Origin of the sequence: Leclercia sp. 119287, from assembly GCF_009734485.1 — a bacterium.
Taxonomy (GTDB): Bacteria; Pseudomonadota; Gammaproteobacteria; order Enterobacterales; family Enterobacteriaceae; genus Enterobacter; species Enterobacter adecarboxylatus_C.
The window spans coordinates 1,412,892-1,437,949 of sequence record NZ_CP046445.1; the positions used below are offsets into that span (position 1 = coordinate 1,412,892).

Annotated in this window: 23 protein-coding genes and 5 tRNA genes; 23 read left to right on the forward strand and 5 right to left on the reverse strand. The window is 54.9% G+C overall.

Annotation, left to right across the window (positions count from 1 at the left end; all coding sequences use genetic code 11):
- The first annotated feature begins 160 nt into the window (after positions 1-160).
- The 22 genes from sucA (at position 161) to pnuC (ending at position 18,930) form a co-directional block, all read left to right on the forward strand.
- The gene (sucA, locus tag GNG27_RS06850) at positions 161-2,968 is read left to right on the forward strand and encodes a 2-oxoglutarate dehydrogenase E1 component (protein WP_142488716.1); all 2,808 of its coding nucleotides are present in this window, start codon (positions 161-163) and stop codon (positions 2,966-2,968) included.
- Positions 2,969-2,982: 14 nt separating this feature from the next.
- Complete coding sequence (gene odhB, locus GNG27_RS06855; RefSeq protein WP_156263223.1) at positions 2,983-4,203, forward strand: 2-oxoglutarate dehydrogenase complex dihydrolipoyllysine-residue succinyltransferase; 1,221 nt, start codon at positions 2,983-2,985, stop codon at positions 4,201-4,203.
- A gap of 87 nt (positions 4,204-4,290) precedes the next feature.
- Positions 4,291-5,457, forward strand: coding sequence for an ADP-forming succinate--CoA ligase subunit beta (gene sucC / locus GNG27_RS06860; RefSeq protein ID WP_142488718.1), 1,167 nt, complete (start codon positions 4,291-4,293; stop codon positions 5,455-5,457).
- On the forward strand, positions 5,457-6,326 hold the full coding sequence (sucD, locus tag GNG27_RS06865; RefSeq protein ID WP_032617085.1) for a succinate--CoA ligase subunit alpha: 870 nt from the start codon (positions 5,457-5,459) through the stop codon (positions 6,324-6,326). The genes sucC and sucD overlap by 1 nt, the downstream gene beginning before the upstream one ends.
- Positions 6,327-7,141: 815 nt before the next feature.
- A complete protein-coding gene (gene cydA, locus GNG27_RS06870; RefSeq protein WP_142488719.1) occupies positions 7,142-8,743 on the forward strand; it encodes a cytochrome ubiquinol oxidase subunit I in 1,602 nt (533 codons plus the stop codon).
- Between the two features lie 15 nt (positions 8,744-8,758).
- Positions 8,759-9,898, forward strand: coding sequence for a cytochrome d ubiquinol oxidase subunit II (cydB, locus tag GNG27_RS06875; RefSeq protein ID WP_142488720.1), 1,140 nt, complete (start codon positions 8,759-8,761; stop codon positions 9,896-9,898).
- 14 nt (positions 9,899-9,912) lie between these two features.
- Entirely contained in the window at positions 9,913-10,026 is a 114-nt protein-coding gene (gene cydX, locus GNG27_RS06880) for a cytochrome bd-I oxidase subunit CydX (RefSeq protein WP_006177208.1), read from the forward strand.
- Complete coding sequence (gene ybgE, locus GNG27_RS06885; protein WP_142488721.1) at positions 10,026-10,310, forward strand: cyd operon protein YbgE; 285 nt, start codon at positions 10,026-10,028, stop codon at positions 10,308-10,310. The genes cydX and ybgE overlap by 1 nt, the downstream gene beginning before the upstream one ends.
- A gap of 148 nt (positions 10,311-10,458) precedes the next feature.
- Positions 10,459-10,863, forward strand: coding sequence for a tol-pal system-associated acyl-CoA thioesterase (ybgC, locus tag GNG27_RS06890; protein ID WP_006819080.1), 405 nt, complete (start codon positions 10,459-10,461; stop codon positions 10,861-10,863).
- Positions 10,860-11,552 carry a Tol-Pal system protein TolQ gene (tolQ, locus tag GNG27_RS06895; protein ID WP_072036639.1) on the forward strand — a complete coding sequence of 231 codons (693 nt, stop codon included), beginning with the start codon at positions 10,860-10,862 and terminating at the stop codon, positions 11,550-11,552. The genes ybgC and tolQ overlap by 4 nt, the downstream gene beginning before the upstream one ends.
- A 3-nt stretch (positions 11,553-11,555) precedes the next feature.
- Entirely contained in the window at positions 11,556-11,984 is a 429-nt protein-coding gene (gene tolR / locus GNG27_RS06900) for a colicin uptake protein TolR (RefSeq protein ID WP_032617094.1), read from the forward strand.
- A 37-nt stretch (positions 11,985-12,021) separates the two neighbouring features.
- On the forward strand, positions 12,022-13,368 hold the full coding sequence (gene tolA, locus GNG27_RS06905) for a cell envelope integrity protein TolA (RefSeq protein ID WP_156263224.1): 1,347 nt from the start codon (positions 12,022-12,024) through the stop codon (positions 13,366-13,368).
- Between the two features lie 128 nt (positions 13,369-13,496).
- A complete protein-coding gene (gene tolB / locus GNG27_RS06910) occupies positions 13,497-14,789 on the forward strand; it encodes a Tol-Pal system beta propeller repeat protein TolB (protein ID WP_106992811.1) in 1,293 nt (430 codons plus the stop codon).
- Positions 14,790-14,823: 34 nt separating this feature from the next.
- A complete protein-coding gene (pal, locus tag GNG27_RS06915; RefSeq protein WP_032617096.1) occupies positions 14,824-15,345 on the forward strand; it encodes a peptidoglycan-associated lipoprotein Pal in 522 nt (173 codons plus the stop codon).
- Positions 15,346-15,354: 9 nt separating this feature from the next.
- Entirely contained in the window at positions 15,355-16,149 is a 795-nt protein-coding gene (gene cpoB / locus GNG27_RS06920) for a cell division protein CpoB (RefSeq protein ID WP_156263225.1), read from the forward strand.
- Between the two features lie 162 nt (positions 16,150-16,311).
- Positions 16,312-16,387, forward strand: a tRNA-Lys gene (locus GNG27_RS06925).
- A 26-nt stretch (positions 16,388-16,413) separates the two neighbouring features.
- Positions 16,414-16,489, forward strand: a tRNA-Val gene (locus GNG27_RS06930).
- Between the two features lie 3 nt (positions 16,490-16,492).
- Positions 16,493-16,568 (forward strand) — tRNA-Lys (locus GNG27_RS06935).
- A 45-nt stretch (positions 16,569-16,613) separates the two neighbouring features.
- Positions 16,614-16,689: transfer RNA gene (locus GNG27_RS06940), tRNA-Lys, on the forward strand.
- A 31-nt stretch (positions 16,690-16,720) separates the two neighbouring features.
- Positions 16,721-16,796, forward strand: a tRNA-Lys gene (locus GNG27_RS06945).
- Between the two features lie 341 nt (positions 16,797-17,137).
- The gene (gene nadA / locus GNG27_RS06950) at positions 17,138-18,181 is read left to right on the forward strand and encodes a quinolinate synthase NadA (RefSeq protein WP_156263226.1); all 1,044 of its coding nucleotides are present in this window, start codon (positions 17,138-17,140) and stop codon (positions 18,179-18,181) included.
- A 29-nt stretch (positions 18,182-18,210) separates the two neighbouring features.
- Positions 18,211-18,930, forward strand: coding sequence for a nicotinamide riboside transporter PnuC (pnuC, locus tag GNG27_RS06955; protein WP_156263227.1), 720 nt, complete (start codon positions 18,211-18,213; stop codon positions 18,928-18,930).
- Here the strand turns inward: pnuC and zitB are convergent.
- Together zitB and GNG27_RS06965 are read right to left on the reverse strand one after the other, a co-directional pair.
- Entirely contained in the window at positions 18,927-19,865 is a 939-nt protein-coding gene (gene zitB / locus GNG27_RS06960) for a CDF family zinc transporter ZitB (RefSeq protein WP_142488726.1), read from the reverse strand. The genes pnuC and zitB overlap by 4 nt on opposite strands.
- A gap of 108 nt (positions 19,866-19,973) precedes the next feature.
- A complete protein-coding gene (locus tag GNG27_RS06965; protein WP_142490076.1) occupies positions 19,974-20,468 on the reverse strand; it encodes a protein YbgS in 495 nt (164 codons plus the stop codon).
- 321 nt (positions 20,469-20,789) lie between these two features.
- Here GNG27_RS06965 and aroG point away from each other — a divergent pair, with 321 nt between their 5' ends.
- Positions 20,790-21,842, forward strand: coding sequence for a 3-deoxy-7-phosphoheptulonate synthase AroG (gene aroG / locus GNG27_RS06970; RefSeq protein WP_142488727.1), 1,053 nt, complete (start codon positions 20,790-20,792; stop codon positions 21,840-21,842).
- 67 nt (positions 21,843-21,909) lie between these two features.
- On the opposite strand, the gene gpmA is transcribed toward aroG, so the two are convergent.
- The 3 genes from gpmA to galK form a co-directional block, all read right to left on the reverse strand.
- Positions 21,910-22,662, reverse strand: a complete 753-nt coding sequence (gene gpmA / locus GNG27_RS06975; protein WP_032617105.1) for a 2,3-diphosphoglycerate-dependent phosphoglycerate mutase — start codon at positions 22,660-22,662, stop codon at positions 21,910-21,912.
- A 212-nt stretch (positions 22,663-22,874) separates the two neighbouring features.
- Positions 22,875-23,915 (reverse strand): galactose-1-epimerase, encoded by a 1,041-nt coding sequence (galM, locus tag GNG27_RS06980; RefSeq protein ID WP_156263228.1) that lies wholly within the window; start codon positions 23,913-23,915, stop codon positions 22,875-22,877.
- Entirely contained in the window at positions 23,909-25,057 is a 1,149-nt protein-coding gene (gene galK, locus GNG27_RS06985) for a galactokinase (protein WP_142488729.1), read from the reverse strand. The genes galM and galK overlap by 7 nt, the downstream gene beginning before the upstream one ends.
- Between the last annotated feature and the right edge of the window lies 1 nt (position 25,058).

Here is a 25,058-nt window from a genome sequence, read left to right on the forward strand (position 1 = left end):
CGCAGTCGCAGCCGGAACGACGATGATTATTTAGACAGTTTCTAAAGGTTCCTTCGCGGGCCAAAGTAAAAGAGCTCGCAGGTGAACCCCGGCACGTACACGTGGTGTGCGTGGTAGTTTCTACGGCGAAAGTAAGCATAAAAATGCTTAAGGGATCACGATGCAGAACGGCGCAATGAAAGCCTGGCTGGACTCTTCATTCCTCTCTGGTGCAAACCAAAGCTGGATTGAACAGCTCTATGAAGACTTCTTAACCGACCCTGACTCAGTGGACGCTAACTGGCGTTCGATGTTCCAGCAGTTACCTGGAACAGGAGTCAAACCGGATCAATTTCATTCCAAAACACGTGATTATTTCCGTCGTCTGGCGAAGGATGCCTCACGTTACTCTTCCGCCATCTCCGACCCTGACACCAATGCGAAACAGGTTAAAGTCCTGCAGCTGATCAACGCCTACCGTTTCCGTGGCCACCAGCATGCGAATCTGGATCCGCTGGGGCTGTGGCAGCAGGAGCGCGTGGCGGATCTCGACCCGGCTTATCACGATCTGACCGAAGCTGATTTCCAGGAAACCTTCAACGTGGGTTCTTTCGCCATCGGCAAAGACACGATGAAGCTGGGCGAGCTGCTGACTGCGCTGAAGCAGACCTACTGCGGCTCTATCGGTGCGGAATATATGCATATCACCTCAACTGAAGAGAAACGCTGGATCCAGCAGCGCATCGAATCGGTTGCCGGTAAATCCACCTTCAATGCTGACGAGAAAAAACGCTTCCTGAGCGAGCTGACCGCAGCAGAAGGGCTGGAGCGCTACCTCGGTGCCAAATTCCCGGGGGCAAAACGCTTCTCGCTGGAAGGCGGCGATGCGCTGGTGCCAATGCTGAAAGAGCTGATCCGCCATGCGGGCAACAGCGGTACCCGCGAAGTGGTACTGGGCATGGCGCACCGTGGTCGTCTGAACGTACTGATCAACGTGCTGGGTAAAAAGCCGCAGGATCTGTTCGACGAATTCGCGGGCAAACATAAAGAACACCTCGGTACCGGTGACGTGAAGTACCACATGGGCTTCTCATCGGATATCGAAACCAACGGCGGCCTGGTCCACATGGCGCTGGCGTTTAACCCGTCACACCTCGAAATCGTGAGCCCGGTGGTTATCGGTTCCGTGCGTGCGCGTCTGGATCGTCTCGATGAGCCGAGCAGCAACAAAGTGCTGCCAATCACCATTCACGGCGATGCGGCGATCACCGGTCAGGGCGTGGTTCAGGAAACCCTGAACATGTCCAAAGCGCGGGGTTACGAAGTGGGCGGTACCGTTCGCATCGTGATCAACAACCAGGTGGGCTTCACTACCTCTAACCCGCTGGATGCGCGTTCTACGCCATACTGTACCGACATTGGTAAGATGGTTCAGGCGCCAATTTTCCACGTGAACGCTGATGATCCAGAAGCCGTGGCATTCGTCACCCGTCTGGCGCTTGACTTCCGTAATACCTTCAAGCGTGACGTGCTGATCGACCTGTTCTGCTACCGTCGTCACGGTCACAACGAAGCGGATGAGCCAAGTGCAACCCAGCCGCTGATGTACCAGAAAATCAAAAAGCATCCGACTCCGCGCAAAATCTATGCTGACAAGCTGGAAGCGGACAAAGTGGTCACGCTGGAAGATGCCACCGAGATGGTTAATCTGTACCGTGATGCGCTGGATGCCGGCGAGTGCGTGGTGAAAGAGCTGCGTCCAATGAACATGCACTCCTTCACCTGGTCGCCGTACCTCAACCACGAGTGGGATGAGAGCTACCCGAACAAGGTCGAGATGAAGCGTCTGCAGGAGCTGGCGAAACGCATCAGCACCGTGCCAGAAGCGATCGAGATGCAGTCCCGCGTGCAGAAAATCTATTCTGACCGTCAGTCAATGGCGGCAGGCGAGAAGCTGTTCGACTGGGGTGGCGCAGAAAACCTGGCCTATGCGACCCTGGTTGACGAAGGCATTCCGGTTCGTCTGTCCGGTGAAGATGCGGGCCGTGGCACCTTCTTCCACCGCCATGCGGTGATCCATAACCAGACCAACGGTTCAACTTACACCCCGCTGCAGCATGTGCATAACGGTCAGGGCCAGTTCAAGGTCTGGGACTCCGTGCTGTCTGAAGAAGCGGTCCTGGCATTCGAATACGGTTACGCCACTGCAGAACCACGCACCCTGACCATCTGGGAAGCGCAATTCGGTGACTTCGCCAACGGTGCGCAGGTGGTTATCGACCAGTTCATCTCTTCCGGCGAGCAGAAGTGGGGCCGTATGTGTGGCCTGGTGATGCTGCTGCCGCACGGCTATGAAGGGCAGGGTCCGGAGCACTCCTCCGCGCGTCTGGAGCGTTATCTGCAACTCTGCGCCGAGCAGAACATGCAGGTTTGTGTTCCGTCTACCCCGGCACAGGTTTACCACATGCTGCGTCGTCAGGCGCTGCGCGGGATGCGTCGTCCGCTGGTCGTCATGTCACCGAAATCGCTGCTGCGTCACCCGCTGGCGGTTTCCACGCTGGATGAGCTGGCTAACGGCACCTTCCTGCCGGCGATTGGCGAGATTGACGAGCTGGATCCACAGGCGGTGAAACGCGTGGTGATGTGTTCTGGTAAGGTTTATTACGACCTGCTGGAACAGCGCCGTAAGAACGACCAGAAAGATGTCGCCATCGTGCGTATCGAACAGCTTTATCCATTCCCGCATCAGGCGATGCAGGAAGTGCTGAAACAATATGCTCACGTACATGATTTTGTCTGGTGCCAGGAAGAGCCGCTCAACCAGGGCGCATGGTACTGCAGCCAGCATCATTTCCGTGAAGTCATTCCATTTGGGTCTGCCCTGCGTTACGCAGGTCGCCCGGCCTCCGCCTCTCCGGCGGTAGGGTATATGTCCGTTCACCAGAAGCAGCAACAAGATCTGGTCAATGACGCGCTGAACGTCGATTAATTAAAGGATACATAATGAGTAGCGTAGATATTCTTGTTCCCGACCTGCCTGAGTCTGTAGCAGATGCGACCGTCGCCACCTGGCACAAAAAACCGGGCGATAGCGTTAAGCGCGATGAAGTGCTGGTAGAAATCGAAACTGACAAAGTGGTACTGGAAGTACCGGCATCGGCGGATGGCATTCTGGATGCAGTCCTGGAAGATGAAGGCACGACCGTGACCTCTCGCCAGATCCTGGGTCGCCTGCGTGAAGGCAACAGCGCGGGCAAAGAGTCCAGCGCCAAATCTGAAGAGAAGGCCTCTACGCCGGCCCAGCGCCAGCAGGCTTCTCTGGAAGAGCAAAGCAACGACGCGCTCAGCCCGGCGATCCGTCGCCTGCTGGCTGAACACAACCTCGACGCGGCGGCCATTAAAGGCACCGGTGTGGGCGGTCGTCTGACCCGCGAAGATGTGGAAAAACACCTGGCGAAAGCGCCAGCTGCACCGGAAGCGAAAGCACCGGCTGCTGCACCAGCAGCACAGCCTGCTCTGGGCGCTCGCAGTGAAAAACGCGTGCCGATGACCCGCCTGCGTAAGCGCGTGGCCGAACGTCTGCTGGAGGCGAAGAACTCCACCGCGATGCTGACCACCTTCAACGAAGTGAACATGAAGCCAATCATGGACCTGCGTAAGCAGTACGGTGATGCGTTTGAAAAACGTCACGGTATCCGTCTGGGCTTTATGTCTTTCTACGTGAAGGCGGTGGTTGAAGCGCTGAAACGCTACCCGGAAGTGAACGCGTCCATCGATGGCGATGATGTGGTTTATCACAACTACTTCGACGTCAGCATGGCGGTATCTACCCCGCGCGGCCTGGTGACCCCGGTTCTGCGTGATGTAGACACCCTGGGCATGGCTGACATCGAAAAGAACATCAAAGAACTGGCAGTGAAAGGCCGTGACGGCAAGCTGACCGTAGACGATCTGACCGGCGGTAACTTCACCATTACCAACGGCGGCGTTTTCGGCTCGCTGATGTCTACTCCGATCATCAACCCACCGCAGAGTGCGATCCTGGGCATGCACGCCATCAAAGATCGTCCGATGGCGGTTGACGGTAAAGTCCAGATCCTGCCGATGATGTACCTGGCGCTCTCCTACGATCACCGCCTGATCGACGGCCGCGAGTCAGTGGGCTTCCTGGTCGCCATTAAAGAGCTGCTGGAAGATCCAACCCGTCTGCTGCTGGACGTTTAGTTTTTAGCCGTACTGCCCGGCGGCGCTTTGCCTGCCGGGCCTACAAAAGCATGACCTAACGATTACCCTGAAGGATGGATAGAACACATGAACTTACATGAATATCAGGCAAAACAGCTGTTTGCCCGGTATGGCTTGCCGGCTCCGGTGGGTTATGCCTGCAATACCCCTCGTGAAGCAGAAGAAGCCGCATCTAAAATCGGCGCCGGTCCTTGGGTAGTGAAATGTCAGGTTCACGCTGGCGGCCGCGGCAAAGCGGGCGGTGTGAAAGTTGTTAACAGTAAAGAAGAGATCCGCGCATTTGCTGAGCACTGGCTGGGCAAACGTCTGGTGACCTATCAGACAGACGCGAGCGGCCAGCCGGTTAACCAGATTCTGGTTGAAGCAGCGACCGACATTGCAAAAGAACTGTACCTCGGCGCCGTGGTAGACCGCAGCTCCCGTCGCGTGGTGTTTATGGCCTCTACCGAAGGCGGCGTGGAAATCGAAAAAGTGGCGGAAGAGACCCCGCACCTGATCCACAAAGTAGCCATCGATCCGCTGGCAGGCCCAATGCCTTACCAGGGCCGCGAGCTGGCATTCAAACTGGGTCTGGAAGGTAAACTGGTGCAGCAATTCACCAAGATCTTCATGGGCCTGGCAAATATCTTCCTGGAGCGCGATCTGGCGCTGATCGAAATCAACCCGCTGGTGATCACTAAGCAGGGCGACCTGATCTGCCTCGACGGCAAACTGGGCGCTGACGGCAACGCGCTGTTCCGCCAGGCCGATCTGCGCGAAATGCGTGACCAGTCTCAGGAAGATCCACGTGAAGCGCAGGCTGCACAGTGGGAACTGAACTACGTGGCACTTGATGGCAACATCGGCTGCATGGTTAACGGTGCGGGCCTGGCAATGGGCACCATGGACATCGTTAAGCTGCACGGCGGCGAGCCGGCAAACTTCCTCGACGTGGGCGGCGGCGCGACCAAAGAGCGCGTGACTGAAGCCTTCAAAATCATCCTCTCTGACGACAACGTGAAAGCGGTTCTGGTGAACATCTTCGGCGGCATCGTACGTTGCGACCTGATCGCTGACGGTATCATCGGTGCGGTAGAAGAAGTGGGCGTGAACGTCCCGGTTGTTGTGCGTCTGGAAGGGAACAACGCTGAACTCGGCGCGAAAAAACTGGCTGACAGCGGCCTGAATATTATTGCAGCGAAAAGTCTGACGGATGCCGCTCAGCAGGTAGTTGCCGCAGTGGAGGGGAAATAATGTCCGTTTTAATTAATAAAGATACCAAAGTCATCTGCCAGGGCTTCACCGGTAGCCAGGGTTCATTCCACTCTGAGCAGGCGATTGCCTACGGTACGCAGATGGTTGGCGGCGTAACGCCAGGTAAAGGCGGCACCACCCACCTGGGCCTGCCGGTGTTCAACACCGTACGTGAAGCAGTAGAAGCGACTGGCGCGACCGCCACCGTGATCTACGTTCCGGCCCCGTTCTGCAAAGACTCCATTCTGGAAGCGATCGACGCAGGCATCAAACTGATCATCACCATCACCGAAGGTATCCCGACGCTGGATATGCTGACCGTGAAAGTGAAGCTGGACGAAGCTGGCGTGCGCATGATCGGGCCAAACTGCCCGGGCGTGATCACCCCAGGCGAATGTAAAATCGGCATCATGCCGGGCCACATTCACAAGCCGGGCAAAGTGGGCATCGTCTCCCGTTCCGGTACCCTGACCTATGAAGCGGTTAAGCAGACCACCGACTATGGTTTCGGCCAGTCCACCTGTGTGGGCATCGGCGGCGACCCAATCCCGGGCTCTAACTTCATCGACATCCTGAAGCTGTTCCAGGAAGACCCGCAGACTGAAGCGATCGTCATGATCGGTGAAATCGGCGGCAGCGCGGAAGAAGAAGCGGCTGCTTATATCAAAGATCACGTCACCAAGCCGGTTGTAGGTTACATCGCGGGCGTGACTGCGCCTAAAGGCAAGCGTATGGGCCACGCAGGCGCCATCATCGCGGGCGGCAAAGGTACTGCGGACGAGAAATTCGCAGCGCTGGAAGCAGCAGGCGTGAAAACCGTGCGCAGCCTGGCTGACATCGGTGAAGCGCTGAAGTCCATCATTAAGTAAATCCTCTCTGCTCCCCGTGCGGGGAGCTTTGACATAATAAATGTCCGTTTCGACATGGTTGGCCATCGTAAGATGGCCTTTTTTTTGCTGCGGGCTGGTGCTAAAGAGGTTTAAGCGGGGAGGGCGGCTGAAAGATTAACGAACAGGCGGCATGAGATCCTTATTTTTGGCAGGTAAACACAAAACGTTAACATTGCAGTGTTAATTTATGGATTATTAAAAGTAAAATATTTGTAATAAAAACCACGGATATAAGCGCAATAAAAAAATACTGTGAAATGACTAACATTAACAGTTCGACATCAATAAAAATTTGAACCCGTAGCCGCGTTAATTTAAATCACCTTTATTTATATTTCCTCCTTTCATTGATAACTATTACCAGCATCTTTAAACATATCGTTAACATTGCGCTCACTGAATTCACCATATGGAAACACCCTTAACACGTCTGCGTAATATTGATTTATATCAATATTTAATACCTGGAAAAGGGCGTCAAAAAGCGTTAAATTGCTCCCGATCAATCTGGTCGAAAAGTGGTAAAGTCGCTATATATTGATCGCTGTCGTAAAACGTAAAGCGCTTTCAATAAAAACCTGTTTATTGTAAGGGTTTTGCAGCGTAATATATTTGCGGGATCAATTTCGGGTTTTTATTAACGTATCTGTAACCTTTCATCATGGCTTTTTCCTCCTGTGAAGATTAAGTAACGAAGAAAGGATTCGGATAATTTTTTGTATTGGGGCATGTGTGTGGATCTTTTCTAACGGGATCCACTCCCGGAGTCTTCATGCGATGAGCAAGGAGTCATGATGTTAGATATAGTCGAACTGTCGCGCTTACAGTTTGCCTTGACTGCGATGTACCACTTCCTGTTTGTGCCACTAACGCTCGGTATGGCGTTCCTGCTGGCCATTATGGAGACGGTCTACGTCCTTTCCGGCAAACAGATTTATAAAGATATGACCAAGTTCTGGGGCAAGTTGTTTGGTATCAACTTTGCGCTGGGCGTGGCCACCGGTCTGACCATGGAGTTCCAGTTCGGGACAAACTGGTCTTACTACTCCCACTATGTCGGGGATATCTTCGGTGCGCCGCTGGCCATTGAAGGTCTGATGGCCTTCTTCCTCGAATCCACCTTTGTAGGTCTGTTCTTCTTCGGTTGGGACCGTCTGGGCAAAGTCCAGCATATGGCGGTCACCTGGCTGGTGGCGTTAGGCTCTAACCTGTCCGCGCTGTGGATCCTGGTAGCCAACGGCTGGATGCAGAACCCTATCGCATCTGATTTCAACTTCGAAACCATGCGTATGGAGATGGTCAGCTTCTCCGAGCTGGTGCTGAACCCGGTTGCCCAGGTGAAATTTGTTCACACCGTGGCTTCCGGCTATGTCTGTGGCGCGATGTTCGTGCTGGGCATCAGCTCCTACTACATGCTGCGTGGTCGCGACTTCGCTTTTGCCAAGCGCTCCTTCGCCATCGCGGCGAGCTTCGGTATGGCGGCTATCCTCTCCGTTATCGTGCTGGGTGATGAATCCGGTTACGAGATGGGCGACGTGCAGAAAACCAAACTGGCGGCGATCGAAGCAGAGTGGGAAACCCAACCGGCTCCGGCAGCTTTCACCCTGTTTGGTATTCCCGATCAGGATGCACAGGAAAACCACTTTGCTATTCAGATCCCTTACGCGCTGGGCATCATTGCCACCCGCTCTGTGGATACGCCGGTTATCGGCCTGAAAGATCTGCTGGTGCAGCATGAAGAGCGTATCCGTAACGGGATGAAAGCTTACTCCCTGCTGGAGCAGCTGCGTTCCGGCTCTACCGATCAGTCCGTTCGCGATCAGTTCAACAACGTGAAGAAAGACCTCGGTTACGGCCTGCTGCTGAAACGCTATACCCCGAACGTCTCTGACGCGACGGAAGAGCAGATTCAGATGGCGACCAAAGACTCGATTCCACGCGTTGCGCCGCTGTACTTCGCATTCCGTATCATGGTGGGCTGCGGCATCATCATGCTGTTGATCATTGCTGCCTCCTTCTGGTCGGTGATTCGTAACCGTATCGGTCAGCGTAAATGGCTGCTGCGTTCTGCGCTGTACGGCATGCCACTGCCATGGATCGCCATCGAATCCGGCTGGTTTGTTGCGGAGTACGGCCGTCAGCCGTGGGCTATCGGTGAGGTGCTGCCAACCGCGGTAGCGAACTCATCCCTGACCGCCGGGGATCTGATTTTCTCCATGCTGCTGATTTGTGGTCTGTATACCCTGTTCCTGGTGGCTGAACTGTTCCTGATGTTCAAGTTTGCGCGCCTTGGCCCAAGCAGCCTGAAAACCGGTCGCTACCACTATGAGCAGTCAACCGTTGCTTCTCAGTCCCACTACGAGCAGTCCACCGTGACTACTCAGCCGGCACGGTAAGACAGGAGTCGTCAAATGATCGATTATGAAGTATTGCGTTTTATCTGGTGGCTGCTGGTCGGGATCTTACTGATTGGTTTTGCGGTCACTGACGGTTTCGACATGGGGGTGGGTATGCTCACCCGCTTCCTCGGTCGTAATGATACCGAGCGTCGAATTATGATTAACTCCATCGCCCCGCACTGGGACGGTAACCAGGTGTGGCTGATCACCGCAGGCGGCGCGCTGTTCGCTGCCTGGCCGATGGTCTACGCGGCTGCGTTCTCCGGCTTCTATGTGGCGATGATCCTGGTGCTGGCATCGTTGTTCTTCCGTCCGGTCGGTTTTGACTACCGCTCGAAGATTGAAGACACCCGCTGGCGCAACATGTGGGACTGGGGCATCTTCATCGGTAGTTTCGTGCCGCCGCTGGTGATCGGCGTGGCGTTCGGCAACCTGCTACAGGGCGTGCCGTTCCACCTCGATGAATACATGCGCCTGTACTACACCGGTAACTTCTTCCAGCTGCTGAACCCGTTCGGTCTGCTGGCGGGCGTGGTCAGCGTGGCGATGATCCTCACCCAGGGTGCAACTTACCTGCAGATGCGTACCGTGGGTGAACTGCACCTGCGTTCCCGCGCCGTCTCGCAGATTGCGGCTCTGGTGACCCTGGTCGGCTTCGCGCTGGCAGGCGTGTGGGTGATGTTCGGTATCGACGGTTATGTGGTGACGTCCGCGATTAACCATACCGCGCCGTCTAACCCGCTGACCAAAGAAGTCGCCCGTCAGGCAGGCGCCTGGCTGGTGAACTTCAATAATACGCCGGTTCTGTGGGCTATCCCGGCCCTGGGCGTGGTGCTGCCGCTGCTGACCCTGCTGACTTCCCGTATGGAAAAGGGCGCATGGGCATTCGTCTTCTCTTCACTGACGCTGGCGTGCATCATTCTGACGGCCGGTATCGCGATGTTCCCATTCGTGATGCCATCCAGCACCATGATGAATGCTAGCCTGACGATGTGGGATGCCACTTCCAGTCAGATGACCCTGAACCTGATGACGTTTGTGGCTGCCGTGTTCGTACCGCTCATTCTGGCTTACACCACCTGGTGTTACTGGAAAATGTACGGTCGTATCACGAAAGAACATATCGAAAGCAATACTCACTCTATGTATTAAGGAAGGAGCTGAATATGTGGTATTTCGCATGGATTTTAGGAACGCTTCTTGCCTGTGCATTTGGTGTGATTACCGCCCTGGCGCTTGAGCACGTTGAAGCGTCCAAAGCCGGTGAAGAAAAACACTGATGATCGCGTATCTCTACGGGATCATGGACAAGCGCCCGCTCCGGGCGCTTTCCTTAGTGATGGCCTTGCTGCTGGCAGGTTGCATCTTCTGGGACCCGTCGCGCTTTGCGGCGAAGACCAGCGAGCTTGAAATCTGGCACGGTTTTCTCATCATGTGGGCGGTGTGCGCCGGGGTGATCCACGGCGTCGGCTTTCGGCCGAAAGCCGTACACTGGCAGGGCATCTTCTGCCCGCTGATCGCTGATGTGGTCCTTCTTGTCGGCCTGATTTTCTTTTTCAACTGAATAAGAACTATCCGTTAATATTATGGGCTTACCCTGGCCCATAAATATTTACTCTCCGTTTACTTTCCCCCATTCCAAACCACCATTCCCGCGCGTATAGTAGCGAAGTTTAAAAGCTCTAACTCTTTTTGTATTACCGGGATGTAAAGTGAATACAACGCTGTTTCGATGGCCGGTTCGTGTCTACTACGAGGACACTGACGCCGGTGGTGTGGTTTACCACGCCAGCTACGTTGCCTTTTATGAACGAGCACGCACTGAGATGCTGCGCCATCATCACTTTAGCCAGCAGGTCCTGCTGGCGGAGCGAGTTGCCTTCGTGGTACGCAAGATGACGCTGGAGTATTTTGCGCCTGCCAGACTCGACGATATGCTCGAAGTCCAAACAGAAATAACATCAATGCGCGGAACCTCACTGGTTTTCACGCAGCGGATCGTCAATGCAGAAAACCAGGTACTGAACGAAGCTGAAGTCCTGATTGTCTGTGTTGATCCACTCATCATGAAGCCTCGTGCGCTTCCTAAGTCTATTGTCGCGGAGTTTAAGCAGTGACTGACATGAATATCCTTGATTTGTTCCTGAAGGCAAGCCTTCTGGTTAAACTTATCATGTTGATTTTGATTGGTTTTTCAATCGCATCCTGGGCCATCATCATCCAGAGAACCCGTATCCTCAATGCAGCAGGCCGCGAAGCGGAAGCGTTTGAAGATAAGTTCTGGTCAGGTATCGAACTTTCCCGTTTGTATCAGGAAAGCCAGGGGCGTCGTGAAAACCTCTCCGGCTCCGAGCAAATTTTCTATAGCGGCTTCAAAGAGTTCGCTCGCTTACACCGCGCTAACAACCATGCGCCGGAAGCGGTCGTTGAAGGGGCATCCCGTGCGATGCGTATCTCGATGAACCGTGAACTGGAAACGCTGGAAACGCACATCCCATTCCTTGGCACCGTCGGTTCCATCAGCCCGTATATCGGTCTGTTTGGTACGGTCTGGGGGATTATGCACGCCTTTATCGCCCTTGGCGCGGTAAAACAGGCGACGCTGCAGATGGTTGCACCAGGTATCGCAGAAGCGCTGATCGCGACCGCTATCGGTCTGTTCGCCGCTATTCCTGCGGTTATGGCGTATAACCGCCTGAATCAGCGCGTGAATAAACTGGAACTGAACTACGACAACTTTATGGAAGAGTTCACCGCGATTCTGCACCGCCAGGCGTTTACCAGCACCGAGAGCAACAAGGGGTAAACCATGGCCAGACAGCGTGGACGGGGTCGTCGCGAACTGAAGTCCGAAATCAACATTGTACCGCTGCTGGACGTGCTGCTGGTGCTGCTGCTGATCTTTATGGCCACAGCACCCATCATTACCCAGAGCGTGGAGGTTGATCTGCCGGATGCGACAGAATCTCAGGCTGTAAGCACCAATGACGATCCACCGGTCATCATTGAGGTATCCGGAGTGGGGCAGTACAGCGTGGTGGTTGAAAAAGATCGTCTTGATCAGCTGCCGCCGGAGCAGGTCATTGCCGAAGCGCAACGACGTCTGCAGTCAAATCCGAAAACGGTCTTCTTAATCGGTGGTGCGAAAGACGTGCCTTACGATGAAATAATAAAGGCGCTGAACCTGTTGCATAGCGCGGGCGTTAAGTCAGTCGGCTTGATGACGCAGCCTATTTGATCATCTGCGTACACAACAGAGTTTTTGGGAACCCATAGTGTCAAAGGCAACCGAACAAAACGATAAGCTTAAACGGGCGATAATTATTTCGGCGGTGCTGCATGTCATTCTTTTTGCAGCACTGATCTGGAGTTCGTTCGATGAGCATCTCGATACCGCTGCCGGCGGTGGGGGAGGTTCATCCATCGATGCCGTAATGGTCGATCCCGGCGCGGTAGTACAGAACTATAATCGTCAGCAACAGCAGCAGGCGAGTGCAAAACGTGCTGAAGAGCAACGCGAAAAGCAGGCGCAACAGCAGGCGGAAGAGCTGCGTGAGAAGCAGGCCGCCGAGCAGGAACGTCTGAAGCAGCTTGAGAAAGAACGTTTGCAGGCGCAGGAAGCGGCGAAAGAGCAGGCGGAGCAGCAGAAACAGGCTGAAGCCGCAGCGAAGCAAGCGCAGGAAAAACAGAAGCAGGCGGAAGAGGCAGCAGCCAAAGCCGCAGCGGATGCCAAAGCGCAGGCCGATGCTCAGGCGAAACAGGCTGCTGAGGCGGCAAAACAAGCCGCGGATGCTGCTGCATTAGCCGCGAAAAAAGCCGCTGCCGATGCGCAAAAACAGGCCGAAGCCGAAGCAGCCAAAGCGGCTGCGGATGCGAAGAAGAAAGTAGAAGCTGAAGCCGCGAAGAAAGCCGCTGCCGAGGCCCAGAAAAAAGCGGAAGCTGAAGCTGCCAAACAAGCAGCCCAGGAAGCCGAGAAGAAAGCGGCCGCCGAAGCTGCTAAGAAAGCCGCTGCCGCTGAAAAGGCCGCTGCGGAAAAAGCTGCTGCGGCAGAAAAAGCGGCTGCTGAGAAGAAAGCCGCTGCGGCAGAAAAAGCCGCAGCCGATAAAAAAGCCGCTGCCGAAAAAGCTGCTGCAGATAAGAAAGCTGCTGCCGATAAAGCTGCTGCTGACAAAGCTGCCGCCGCGAAAGCCGCAGCAGCGAAAAAAGCCGCTGCGGAAAAAGCAGCCGCATCGGACGTTGACGACCTGTTCGGCGATTTGAGCTCAGGTAAGAATGCGCCGAAATCGGGTGGGGCCAAAGGTAACGGTCAACCGGCAAAAGATAGCGGAACAAGTGGTGCTAATGGTGGCGCGTCAGGCGCTGATATTAGTGCGTATGCTTCGCAAATTCGTAATGCCATTCAGAGCCGTTTATACGGTGCCGACCTGTATGCCGGTAAGTCCTGTGTGCTGCATATTAAGCTGGCGCCGGACGGTCTGCTGCTGGATGTCACGGAGGAGGGCGGCGATCCTGCATTATGTCAGGCAGCTCTGACGGCGGCGAAAACGGCTAGAATTCCTAAACCGCCTAGCACGGCTGTTTATGAAAAAGTAAAAGATGCCAAACTGGACTTCAAACTGTAGCGATTTTCCCGCTAAAGTTGGCAAAACAGTCTAAGTTTGAGGCTGTAGATTGGTAGTTTTGTTTATTTGGGTTTGTTAACATTCTGCTAAATTATCGCGGGTAAGGTTACTCGGATATGGGAGATATGATGAAGCAGGCATTACGTGTTGCAATGAGTTTCTTAGTGCTGTGGGCAGCGGTGCTGCACGCAGAAGTGCGTATCGAGATCACCCAGGGGGTGGACTCGGCACGTCCGATTGGTGTGGTTCCATTCCAGTGGAAGGGGCCAGGCGCTGCGCCGGAAGATGTGGGCGGCATTGTTGCCGCTGACCTGCGCAACAGCGGTAAATTCAACCCGTTAGACCGTTCCCGTCTGCCACAGCAGCCAGGCACTGCTGCTGAGCTGCAGCCGGCGGCATGGTCCGCGCTGGGTATTGATGCGGTAGTCGTGGGTCAGGTTACCCCTAACCCGGACGGCGGTTATACCGTTGCTTACCAGCTGGTAGACACCGGTGGCGCGCCGGGTACCGTGCTGGCACAGAACACCTATAAAGTGAACAAGCAGTGGCTGCGTTATGCAGGCCACACGGCGAGTGATGAAGTGTTTGAGAAGCTGACCAGCATCAAAGGCGCATTCCGCACTCGTATTGCTTATGTCGTGCAGACCAACGGAGGCCAGTTCCCGTATGAACTGCGTGTCTCTGACTACGACGGTTACAACCAGTTCACCGTTCACCGTTCACCGCAGCCGCTGATGTCACCGGCCTGGTCACCGGACGGTTCTAAGCTGGCGTACGTGACCTTCGAAAGCGGTCGCTCAGCGCTGGTTATCCAGACCCTGTCTAACGGCGCGGTGCGTCAGGTTGCCTCTTTCCCACGTCACAACGGGGCACCGGCATTCTCTCCGGACGGTTCTAAACTGGCGTTTGCTCTCTCTAAAACCGGTAGCCTGAACCTGTACGTGATGGACATTGGCTCCGGCCAGATCCGTCAGGTCACCGACGGTCGTAGCAACAACACCGAACCAACCTGGTTCCCGGACAGCCAGAACCTGGCCTTTACCTCTGACCAGGCGGGTCGTCCACAGGTGTATAAAGTCAATGTTAACGGCGGTGCACCGCAGCGTATCACCTGGGAAGGTTCACAGAACCAGGACGCAGACGTGAGCGCTGACGGTAAGTTTATGGTAATGGTTAGCTCGGCCGGTGGTCAGCAGCACATTGCCAAACAAGATCTGGGCGGGGGTGGCGTACAAGTTCTGTCGTCAACTTTCCTGGATGAAACGCCAAGTCTGGCACCTAACGGCACTATGGTTATCTACAGCTCTTCTCAGGGGATGGGATCCGTGCTGAATCTGGTTTCTACCGATGGGCGTTTCAAAGCGCGTATTCCGGCAACTGATGGACAGGTAAAATCACCTGCCTGGTCGCCGTACCTGTAATAATAATTAATTGAATAATAAAGGAATCATAGAAATGCAACTGAACAAAGTGCTGAAAGGGCTGATGATCGCTCTGCCTGTTATGGCAATCGCAGCGTGTTCTTCTAACAAGAACGCCAGCAACGACCAGAGCGGCGAAGGCATGATGGGTGCCGGCACCGGTATGGACGCAAACGGCAACGGCAATATGTCTTCTGAAGAGCAGGCGCGTCTTCAGATGCAACAGCTGCAGCAGAACAACATTGTTTACTTCGATCTGGACAAGTTCGACATCCGTTCTGACTTCGCTGCGATGCTGGATGCGCACGCTAACTTCCTGCGTAGCAACCCGTCTTACAAAGTCACCGTAGAAGGTCACGCGGACGAACGTGGTACTCCTGAGTACAACATCTCCCTGGGTGAGCGTCGTGCTAACGCCGTTAAAATGTACCTGCAGGGTAAAGGCGTTTCTGCTGACCAGATCTCCATCGTTTCTTACGGTAAAGAAAAACCTGCAGTACTGGGTCACGACGAAGCGGCTTACTCCAAAAACCGTCGTGCCGTACTGGTTTACTAAGAGAATTGCATGAGCAGTAACTTCAGACATCATCTGTTGAGTCTGTCGTTACTGGTTGGTATAGCGGCCCCCTGGGCCGCTTTTGCTCAGGCACCAATCAGTAGTGTCGGCTCAGGCTCGGTAGAAGACCGGGTCACCCAACTCGAGCGTATTTCTAATGCTCACAGCCAGCTTTTAACCCAACTTCAGCAGCAGCTCTCTGACAACCAAACCGATATTGATTCACTGCGCGGACAGATCCAGGAAAGCCAGTATCAGCTCAATCAGGTTGTGGAGCGTCAGAAGCAGATCCTGCTGCAGATGGATAGCCTGAATAATGGCGGCGCAGCAGCGCAACCAGCCGCAGGCGATCAAAGTGGCGCAGCTGGTGCGACGGCAACGCCTCAGGCTGATGCATCAGCCTCCACAGGCGCGCCTGTACAGAGCGGTGACGCGAATACTGACTACAACGCGGCGATTGCCCTGGTGCAGGATAACTCGCGCCAGGACGAAGCTATGGCGGCGTTTCAGAACTTCGTGAAGAAATACCCTGATTCAACCTATCAGCCCAATGCGAACTATTGGCTGGGACAGCTGAATTACAACAAGGGTAAAAAAGACGACGCGGCGTTCTATTTTGCCTCCGTGGTAAAAAATTACCCGAAATCACCAAAAGCCCCAGACGCGATGTACAAAGTCGGGGTGATCATGCAGGACAAAGGCGACACCGCGAAAGCGAAGGCCGTCTTCCAGCAGGTGGTCACTAAGTTCCCGGGCACCGAAGGTGCAAAACAAGCGCAAAAACGTCTTGCTGCGATGGGATGATTGCCGGTTGACCAGAAATCGCGTTTTTTCTGGTCTTGCCGCATACTTCCTAAGCAGTTAAGTGATATTCATCAAAATATTAGTTGCGCAGAATTCTGAAATCAGTAATATATGCCGCCGTTGCCAAGGGATATCAAACAGCCCAAAAGCAGCCAAAATAGTGGGTCGTTAGCTCAGTTGGTAGAGCAGTTGACTTTTAATCAATTGGTCGCAGGTTCGAATCCTGCACGACCCACCACTAAAGCAGTTCCGGTAGTACAGAGTGGGTGATTAGCTCAGTTGGTAGAGCATCTCCTTTACACGGAGGGGGTCGGCGGTTCGAGCCCGTCATCACCCACCACTCGGGTCGTTAGCTCAGTTGGTAGAGCAGTTGACTTTTAATCAATTGGTCGCAGGTTCGAATCCTGCACGACCCACCAATTTTATATTGGTTACCGAGTAAAAATTTCAGGCGACACCCGAATGGGTCGTTAGCTCAGTTGGTAGAGCAGTTGACTTTTAATCAATTGGTCGCAGGTTCGAATCCTGCACGACCCACCAGCCTGAATAGAATAAGAAATTATCCCGCAAGGGGTCGTTAGCTCAGTTGGTAGAGCAGTTGACTTTTAATCAATTGGTCGCAGGTTCGAATCCTGCACGACCCACCAATTTAATATCGTGTTCAGATGTTAAACGTGAAGGATAACGTTGCGTCAGCAACGGCCCGTAGGGCGAGGCGAAGCCGAGTCATCCTGCACGACCCACCAATGTAAAAAGGCGCCCTAAAGGCGCCTTTTTGCTATCTGTTATTCCAGAATCAAAAATGCCAGGGTTTACGTAGGTCAGGTAAGCGAAGCGCCACCCGACAAATGCTGCCCGCACGCTTTTGGTGTGACTTTCCCTCTCAAATTCGCTATCTTGTTTAGTATATAAAACACAATTGCCATTACTTTGGTTTCCACCAAAAAATAACGGCAAACTTGTTAAGCCAGTAAAACGAGAAGCCAAAATGAGTGTGATGTTTGATCCTGAAGCCGCGATCTATCCCTTCCCGCCGAAGCCGGTCCCGCTGAGTGTGGACGAAAAGCAGTTTTACCGCGAAAAGATTAAGCGCTTGCTCAAAGAGCGCGATGCGGTGATGGTGGCGCACTACTACACTGACCCGGAAATTCAGCAGCTGGCAGAAGAGACCGGCGGCTGCATATCGGACTCGCTGGAGATGGCGCGCTTCGGAGCAAAACATCCCGCTTCAACGTTGCTGGTGGCCGGGGTGCGTTTTATGGGCGAGACGGCAAAAATCCTCAGCCCGGAAAAAACCATCCTGATGCCGACCCTCAATGCAGAGTGCTCGCTGGATTTAGGCTGCCCGATCGACGAATTCACCGCTTTTTGCGATGCCCATCCTGACAGAACGGTGGTGGTTTATGCCAACACCTCTGCCGCGGTCAAAGCGCGTGCCGACTGGGTGGTAACGTCCAGCATCGCCGTCGAACTGATTGAGCATCTCGACAGTCTCGGCGAGAAAATTATCTGGGCGCCGGACAAACATCTGGGTAACTACGTCCAGAAACAGACCGGGGCAGACATTCTGTGCTGGCAGGGCGCCTGTATCGTTCATGACGAGTTTAAAACCCAGGCGCTGGAGCGCATGAAAGGCCTCTATCCGGAAGGCGCTGTGCTGGTCCACCCGGAGTCACCCCAGGCGATCGTTAACATGGCGGATGCCGTCGGTTCCACCAGCCAGCTGATCAATGCCGCGAAAACGCTGCCGCATCGCCAGCTTATCGTCGCCACCGATCGCGGCATCTTCTACAAAATGCAGCAGGCGGTGCCGGAGAAAGAGCTGCTGGAAGCGCCGACCGCAGGCGAGGGGGCAACCTGCCGCAGCTGCGCGCACTGTCCGTGGATGGCAATGAACGGACTGAAGGCGATTGCAGACGGGCTGGAGTCGGGCGGGGCGGCGCATGAGATCCATGTGGATGCGGCGCTGCGGGAAGGGGCGTTAATTCCGCTTAACCGGATGCTGGATTTTGCGGCTACACTACGTCCTTAAGCTACGTAACGTAACGCTGAGGGAAAAAGATGGATTTTTTTAGCACGCAAAACATTCTGGTACATATACCCATTGGCACCGGCGGCTATGACTTGTCATGGATTGAAGCTGTCGGGACGATTGCAGGTCTGCTCTGTATCTGGCTCGCCAGCCTGGAGAAGATCGTCAATTATGCGTTTGGCCTGGTGAACGTCACGCTGTTCGCCATTATCTTCTTCCAGATCCAGCTGTATGCCAGCCTGCTGTTGCAGCTGTTCTTCTTCGTAGCCAATATTTATGGCTGGTATGCCTGGTCGCGGCAGAACAGCCAGCAGGAGGCGGAACTGCAGATCCGCTGGCTGCCGTTGCCGAAAGCCATCGGCTGGCTGGCCGCCTGCGTGGTGGCTATCGGCCTGATGACAGTCTATATCGACCCGGTGTTCGCCTTCCTGACCCGCGTGGCGGTGTCGGCGATGAGCAGCCTGGGCCTGAACGTCACCATGCCGGAGCTGCAGCCTGATGCCTTCCCGTTCTGGGATTCGTGCATGATGGTCCTGTCGATTGCCGCTATGATCCTGATGACCCGCAAATATGTCGAAAACTGGCTGCTGTGGGTGATCATCAATGTGATAAGCGTGGTGATCTTCGCCCTGCAGGGCGTCTATGCCATGTCGCTGGAGTATATGATCCTCACCTTTATTGCCCTGAACGGCAGCAGGATGTGGATTAACAGCGCGCGTGAACGGGGTTCCCACGCGCTGGCACGTTAATGGTGGTGATGATGGGCGTGGTCGGACTGGATCTCATTGAGATGGCAGTCCGGTCCGTTACAGGGGGTGTACTCCATCTGGATGGTGCTATGCGCAATGGCGTAGTGGTGCTCCAGAAAATGCTGGATACGCCCCAGCAACGCATCGTGATCGTGAGGAGGAATGACCTGAACATGCAGCGTCATCAGCGGCTTTTCACCCACCATCCAGACGTGAACATGATGCACATCGCGCACTTCGGGAATGGATCGCGTTAAGTTGCGCTTCAGCGCCGGAATATCCAGCGAAGCCGGGGCCCCTTCCAGCAGCTCATTTACGCTCTCTTGCAGTAACCGCCAGGCACTGCGTAACACCAGGCACGAGACTAAAATCGACAGTATCGGATCGATCGGCGTCCAGCCCGTCCAGAGGATCACCAGCGCCGCGACGATGGCCCCTACCGAACCCAGCAGATCCCCCAGCACATGCAACGCCGCTGCCCGCACGTTGAGGTTTTTCTCTTCACTGCCGCGATGCAAAATCCAGAACGCCAGTATATTGGCGATAAGCCCGGCAACCGCCACCACCATCATGGTGACGCCAGCGACAGGCTGAGGATGCCGGAAACGCTGGAAGGCTTCCCAGACAATTAAAATCGTGATTAACACCAGCGCAATGGCGTTGACGAATGCGGCAAGGGTGGTAAGACGCAGCCAGCCAAAAGTGCGGCCATGGCTCGGCGGGCGGCGAGCGAACACTACCGCCAACAGCGCAAACAGCAGAGCTGCGGCGTCCGTCAACATATGCCCGGCATCGGCCAGCAGCGCCAGCGAGCCAGAAACCAGACCGCCGACCACCTCGATGATCATAAAAATAGCGGTTACGCCGAACGCCAGCATCAAGCGTTTAGCATTTTCATCCTGCGAAGAAGGGGCGTGAGAGTGGGCGTGCGCCATGAATAATGTCCCGGTTCATTATTATTGTAAGTGTAGCGTTTTTAGCATCTTACACAAAAAACAAAGGAGAGCCGTAGCTCTCCTTCATCATAACCGCATTACCGTTAATTACTGGGTAGTGCCGTCAGTTTTTTGTTCTTGCGGAGTTCTTTCAGTATCGACTTTGCCGGACTGATCCGGACATTTGCCATCTTTACACATTGAGTTCTTGTGCTGGTCGTCCTTGGTCATGCCGCTACTGTCCATCTTGCTTGGGTCATCATTACCCATGACGGAGTTGGTGCCACCGGTAGTCGAACTGTTGCCGGTACCGTTAGTCGTGCCAGTGCCGCTGGTGGAGTTAGTGCCATCAGGGTTTAGCATTGTCCCGCCAGTGCCAGTACCCGTTGTGCCAGTTGTGCCTGAACCCGTATTAATCTGGCTGTTACCGGTATTATTTGGAGCAATATTCTGATGCGCATCAGGCGCTACTGCTCCGGCATCCGCAGCGGCGTTTGCCTGGCCGTTGTTGCTGCTTGAGCCAGTGTCAGCCGCCAGGGCTGCACCGCTGGCCATCGTGAGCGAAGCTGTCAGGAAAAGGGTTGCGAGTTTAGTCATTTTCATCATGCTGCTCCTGTTCTGGTCGTTATGTTCTGGATAACTTCTTTCCACAGTGCATATGCGAAATCGATATACTGCTCAGTGGTTAAAGATGCCATGATCCATACTTAGGTCAGTATGGAATCGCGATAAACGTAATAAATGCAGTGCATACAGTTAAAAAGTTTAGGGTGTATCTCGTTTTTCGCTACTTTGTGGGGTTTTTTAAGCGAATTCCAGGATTTATCTGTGCGAAGTGTAAAAGCCAGTTTACACTTCCTGACTGACAAGATAGATTGAAGGGATTGCATTCGTTTATAAAAATATGGCAACGCTGGAAAGAACATGAATTATCAGAATGACGATTTACGTATTAAAGAGATCAATGAGTTATTACCCCCTGTAGCACTCCTTGAGAAATTTCCTGCCACCGAAAATGCCGCCAACACCGTTTCTCATGCCCGTAAAGCGATCCACAAGATCCTGAAAGGTAATGACGATCGTCTGCTGGTGGTGATCGGCCCGTGCTCCATTCACGATCCTGCGGCGGCGAAAGAGTACGCAGCACGCCTGCTGACGCTGCGCGAGACGCTGAAGGATGAGCTGGAAATCGTCATGCGCGTCTACTTTGAAAAACCGCGTACCACCGTGGGCTGGAAAGGACTGATCAACGATCCGCATATGGATGGCAGCTTCCAGATCAACGACGGTCTGCGCATCGCCCGCAAGCTGCTGCTGGATATCAACGACAGCGGGCTGCCGGCGGCGGGTGAGTTCCTTGATATGATCACCCCGCAATATCTGGCAGACCTGATGAGCTGGGGCGCCATTGGCGCGCGTACCACCGAGTCTCAGGTCCATCGCGAGCTTGCGTCCGGGCTCTCCTGCCCGGTGGGCTTTAAAAACGGCACCGACGGCACCATTAAAGTGGCGATCGACGCGATCAACGCCGCCGGGGCGCCGCACTGCTTCCTCTCCGTGACCAAATGGGGTCACTCTGCGATTGTGAACACCAGCGGCAACGGCGACTGCCATATTATTCTGCGCGGCGGCAAAGAGCCTAACTACAGCGCGGCGCACGTCGCGGAAGTGAAGGCGGGCCTGGACAAAGCGGGTCTGCCTGCACAGGTGATGATCGACTTCAGCCATGCCAACTCCAGCAAGCAGTTCAAAAAGCAGATGGACGTCGGCACCGATGTCTGCCAGCAGATTGCGGGCGGTGAAAAGGCCATTATCGGAGTAATGATTGAAAGCCACCTGGTGGAAGGCAATCAGAATCTGGAAGGTAGCGAGCCGCTGGTTTACGGTAAGAGTGTTACCGATGCCTGCATCGGCTGGGACGATACCGAAACGGTACTGCGTCAGCTGGCAAACGCGGTGAAAGCCCGTCGCGGCTAAAAAAAATGCCGGATAAGTATCCGGCATTCAGCATCTAAGGCCCGGTCATCGCGACCGGGCTTTTTTATTACTTGGCTTTACCCTGGTTCGCAACGGCCGCAGCTTTAGCCGCGATCTCGTCAGCGTTACCCAGATAGTAGTGCTTGATTGGTTTGAAGTTTTCGTCGAACTCGTACACCAGCGGTACGCCGGTTGGGATGTTCAGCTCGAGGATCTCGTCTTCGCCCATGTTGTCCAGGTATTTCACCAGCGCACGCAGGGAGTTACCGTGAGCAGCGATGATCACGCGCTCGCCGCTTTTCAGGCGTGGCAGGATGGTTTCGTTCCAGTAAGGCACCACGCGATCGATAGTCAGCGCCAGGCTTTCAGTCTGTGGCAGCTCAGCATCGGTCAGTTTCGCGTAACGCGGGTCGTGACCCGGGTAGCGCTCGTCATCTTTGGTCAGCTCTGGTGGGGTTACCGCGAAGCCGCGACGCCACTGTTTAACCTGCTCGTCACCGTATTTTTCTGCGGTTTCTGCTTTGTTCAGACCCTGCAGCGCACCGTAGTGACGCTCGTTCAGTTTCCAGGATTTCTCAACCGGCAGCCAGGCCTGATCCAGTTCGTCCAGCACGTTCCACAGGGTGTGGATGGCACGTTTCAGCACGGAGGTATAAGCAAAATCGAAGCTGAAGCCTTCGTCTTTCAGCAGTTTGCCCGCTGCTTTCGCTTCGCCAACGCCTTTCTCGGACAGGTCAACATCATACCAACCGGTAAAACGGTTTTCGTTGTTCCACTGGCTTTCGCCGTGACGTACCAGAACCAGCTTAGTTACAGCCATATTTTACTCCTCCAGAACAAGCATTATTTGAATGATAACAATTCTCATTATATTGCTGCGGCTGAGCCGCGGGCAACGCTTAACCCTAACCATAGCGAAAATAGTGTCGCAGTGTAAGATGCTTGTGAATGAGGGGTTGTGATTTTGTCCGTAAGTGGCGCTATTTTCAGCAAGATGGGCAAAAAAAAGCCCTCCATCAGGAGGGCCGGTTTTTATTGCGTAATGAACTGATATTCCGTGACGCTGATGTACTCTTCACCCGGACGCAGAATGCAGTCGGGCTGCGGCCATTCCGCATGGTTCGGGCTGTCGGGTAAAAACTCGCTCTCCAGCGCCAGGCCTTGCCAGGCACGATATTCACCATCTTCCCGCGCCGGCGTGCCGTCGAGGAAGTTACCGGAATAGAATTGCAGGGCAGGGGCGGTGGTATAAACCGTCATCTGCAGCTTTTCATCGGCCGACCACAGGTGCGCCGCAGGTTGGCTCAGGTCACCCTGGGCATCGAGCAAGAACGCATGATCGTAACCTTTCACCTTGCGCTGATGGTCATCCGCCAGGAAATCCTGGGCGATAGCTTTGGTGGTGCGGAAATCAAAGCTGGTGCCCGCCACGGCTTTTAACCCTTCCTGCGGGATCCCCATTTCATCGACCGGCAGATAGCGCTGGGCCAGCAGTTGCAGCCTGTGGTTACGCACGTCGCTGCAGTCGCCGTCGAGGTTGAAGTAAGCGTGGTTGGTCAGGTTGACCGGGCAGGGCTTGTCCACCGTGGCGCGGTATTCAATGGCGATCCGGTTATCATCCGTTAAGCGATAATGGACGCTCGTCTCACAGTTACCCGGGTAGCCCTGATCGCCATCCGGGGAGTGGAGGGTCAGCAGCGCTTCGCCATCGTTCTGCTTGATAATGCGCCAGCGACGCTTGTCGAAGCCGTCCGGGCCGCCGTGCAGCTGGTTTTCGCCCTGGCTTGGCAGCAGCGCATAGCGCACGCCATCCAGCTCAAAGCGGCTTTTGGCGATACGGTTGGCATAACGGCCCACCGAAGCGCCAAGGAACGCGGTTTGTTCAACGTATTGCTCAGGTGAGGCACAGCCGAGCAGGGTTTCGCGCACGCTGCCGTCACGCATCGGGACGCGGGCGGAAAGCAACGTGGCGCCCCAGTCCATCAGCGTCACCACCATCCCCGCGCTGTTGCGCAGGGTGATCAGGCGGTACGGCAGGCCGTCAGGGGCGAGAACAGGTGTTTCGTTTAGCACTGGCCAGCTCCTTGTGAGGCGTTGCAAACATAGAAGGTCTCTTTGATACCGGTTTTGGCTTCATACTGCTGCTCAACGGCTTGCTGAACAACCGGGACTAACGCCTCCGGCACCAGCGCCACGATGCAGCCACCGAAACCGCCCCCGGTCATACGCACGCCGCCCTGCTCGCCAATCGCCGCTTTGACAATCTCCACCAGAGTGTCGATCTGCGGTACGGTGATTTCGAAATCATCGCGCATGGAGGCATGCGACTCAGCCATCAGCTCGCCCATCCGACGCAGATCGCCTTTCTCCAGCGCTGCCGCCGCTTCCACGGTACGGGCATTTTCGGTCAGGACGTGACGAACGCGTTTGGCGACTACCGGATCCAGCTCGTGGGCCACTTTATTGAACTCAGCGAGTGAGACGTCACGCAGCGCAGACTGCTGGAAGAAGCGCGCCCCGGTTTCACACTGCTCGCGGCGGGTATTGTACTCGCTGCCGACCAGGGTGCGTTTGAAATTACTGTTGATGATAACAACCGCCGCGCCTTTCGGCAGGCTGACCGCTTTGGTGCCCAGCGAGCGGCAGTCGATCAGTAACGCGTGGCCTTTTTTGCCCAGCGCCGAGATCAGCTGATCCATAATGCCGCAGTTGCAGCCGACGAACTGGTTCTCTGCTTCCTGGCCGTTAAGGGCGATCTGCGCGCCGTCCAGCGGCAGATGATAGAGCTGCTGGAACACGGTGCCGACCGCCACTTCCAGCGAGGCGGATGAGCTTAAGCCCGCGCCCTGAGGTACGTTGCCGCTGATCACCAGATCCGCACCGCCAAAGTTCTTGTTGCGCTTCTGCAGGTGTTTTACCACGCCGCGAACGTAGTTCGACCACTGCTGGCTGTCGTGCTCAACAATAGGCGCATCCAGCGAGAACTCGTCGATCTGGTTGTCGTAATCGGCCGCCAGCACGCGCACCTTGCGGTCGTCGCGTTTCGCGCAGCTGATTACCGTTTGGTAATCAATGGCGCAGGGCAGGACGAAACCGTCGTTGTAGTCGGTATGCTCGCCGATCAGGTTAACGCGGCCTGGGGCCTGAATCGCGTGAGTGGCAGGGTAGCCGAATTTTTCAGCAAACAGGGCGTGGGTTTTATCTTTCAGGCTCATT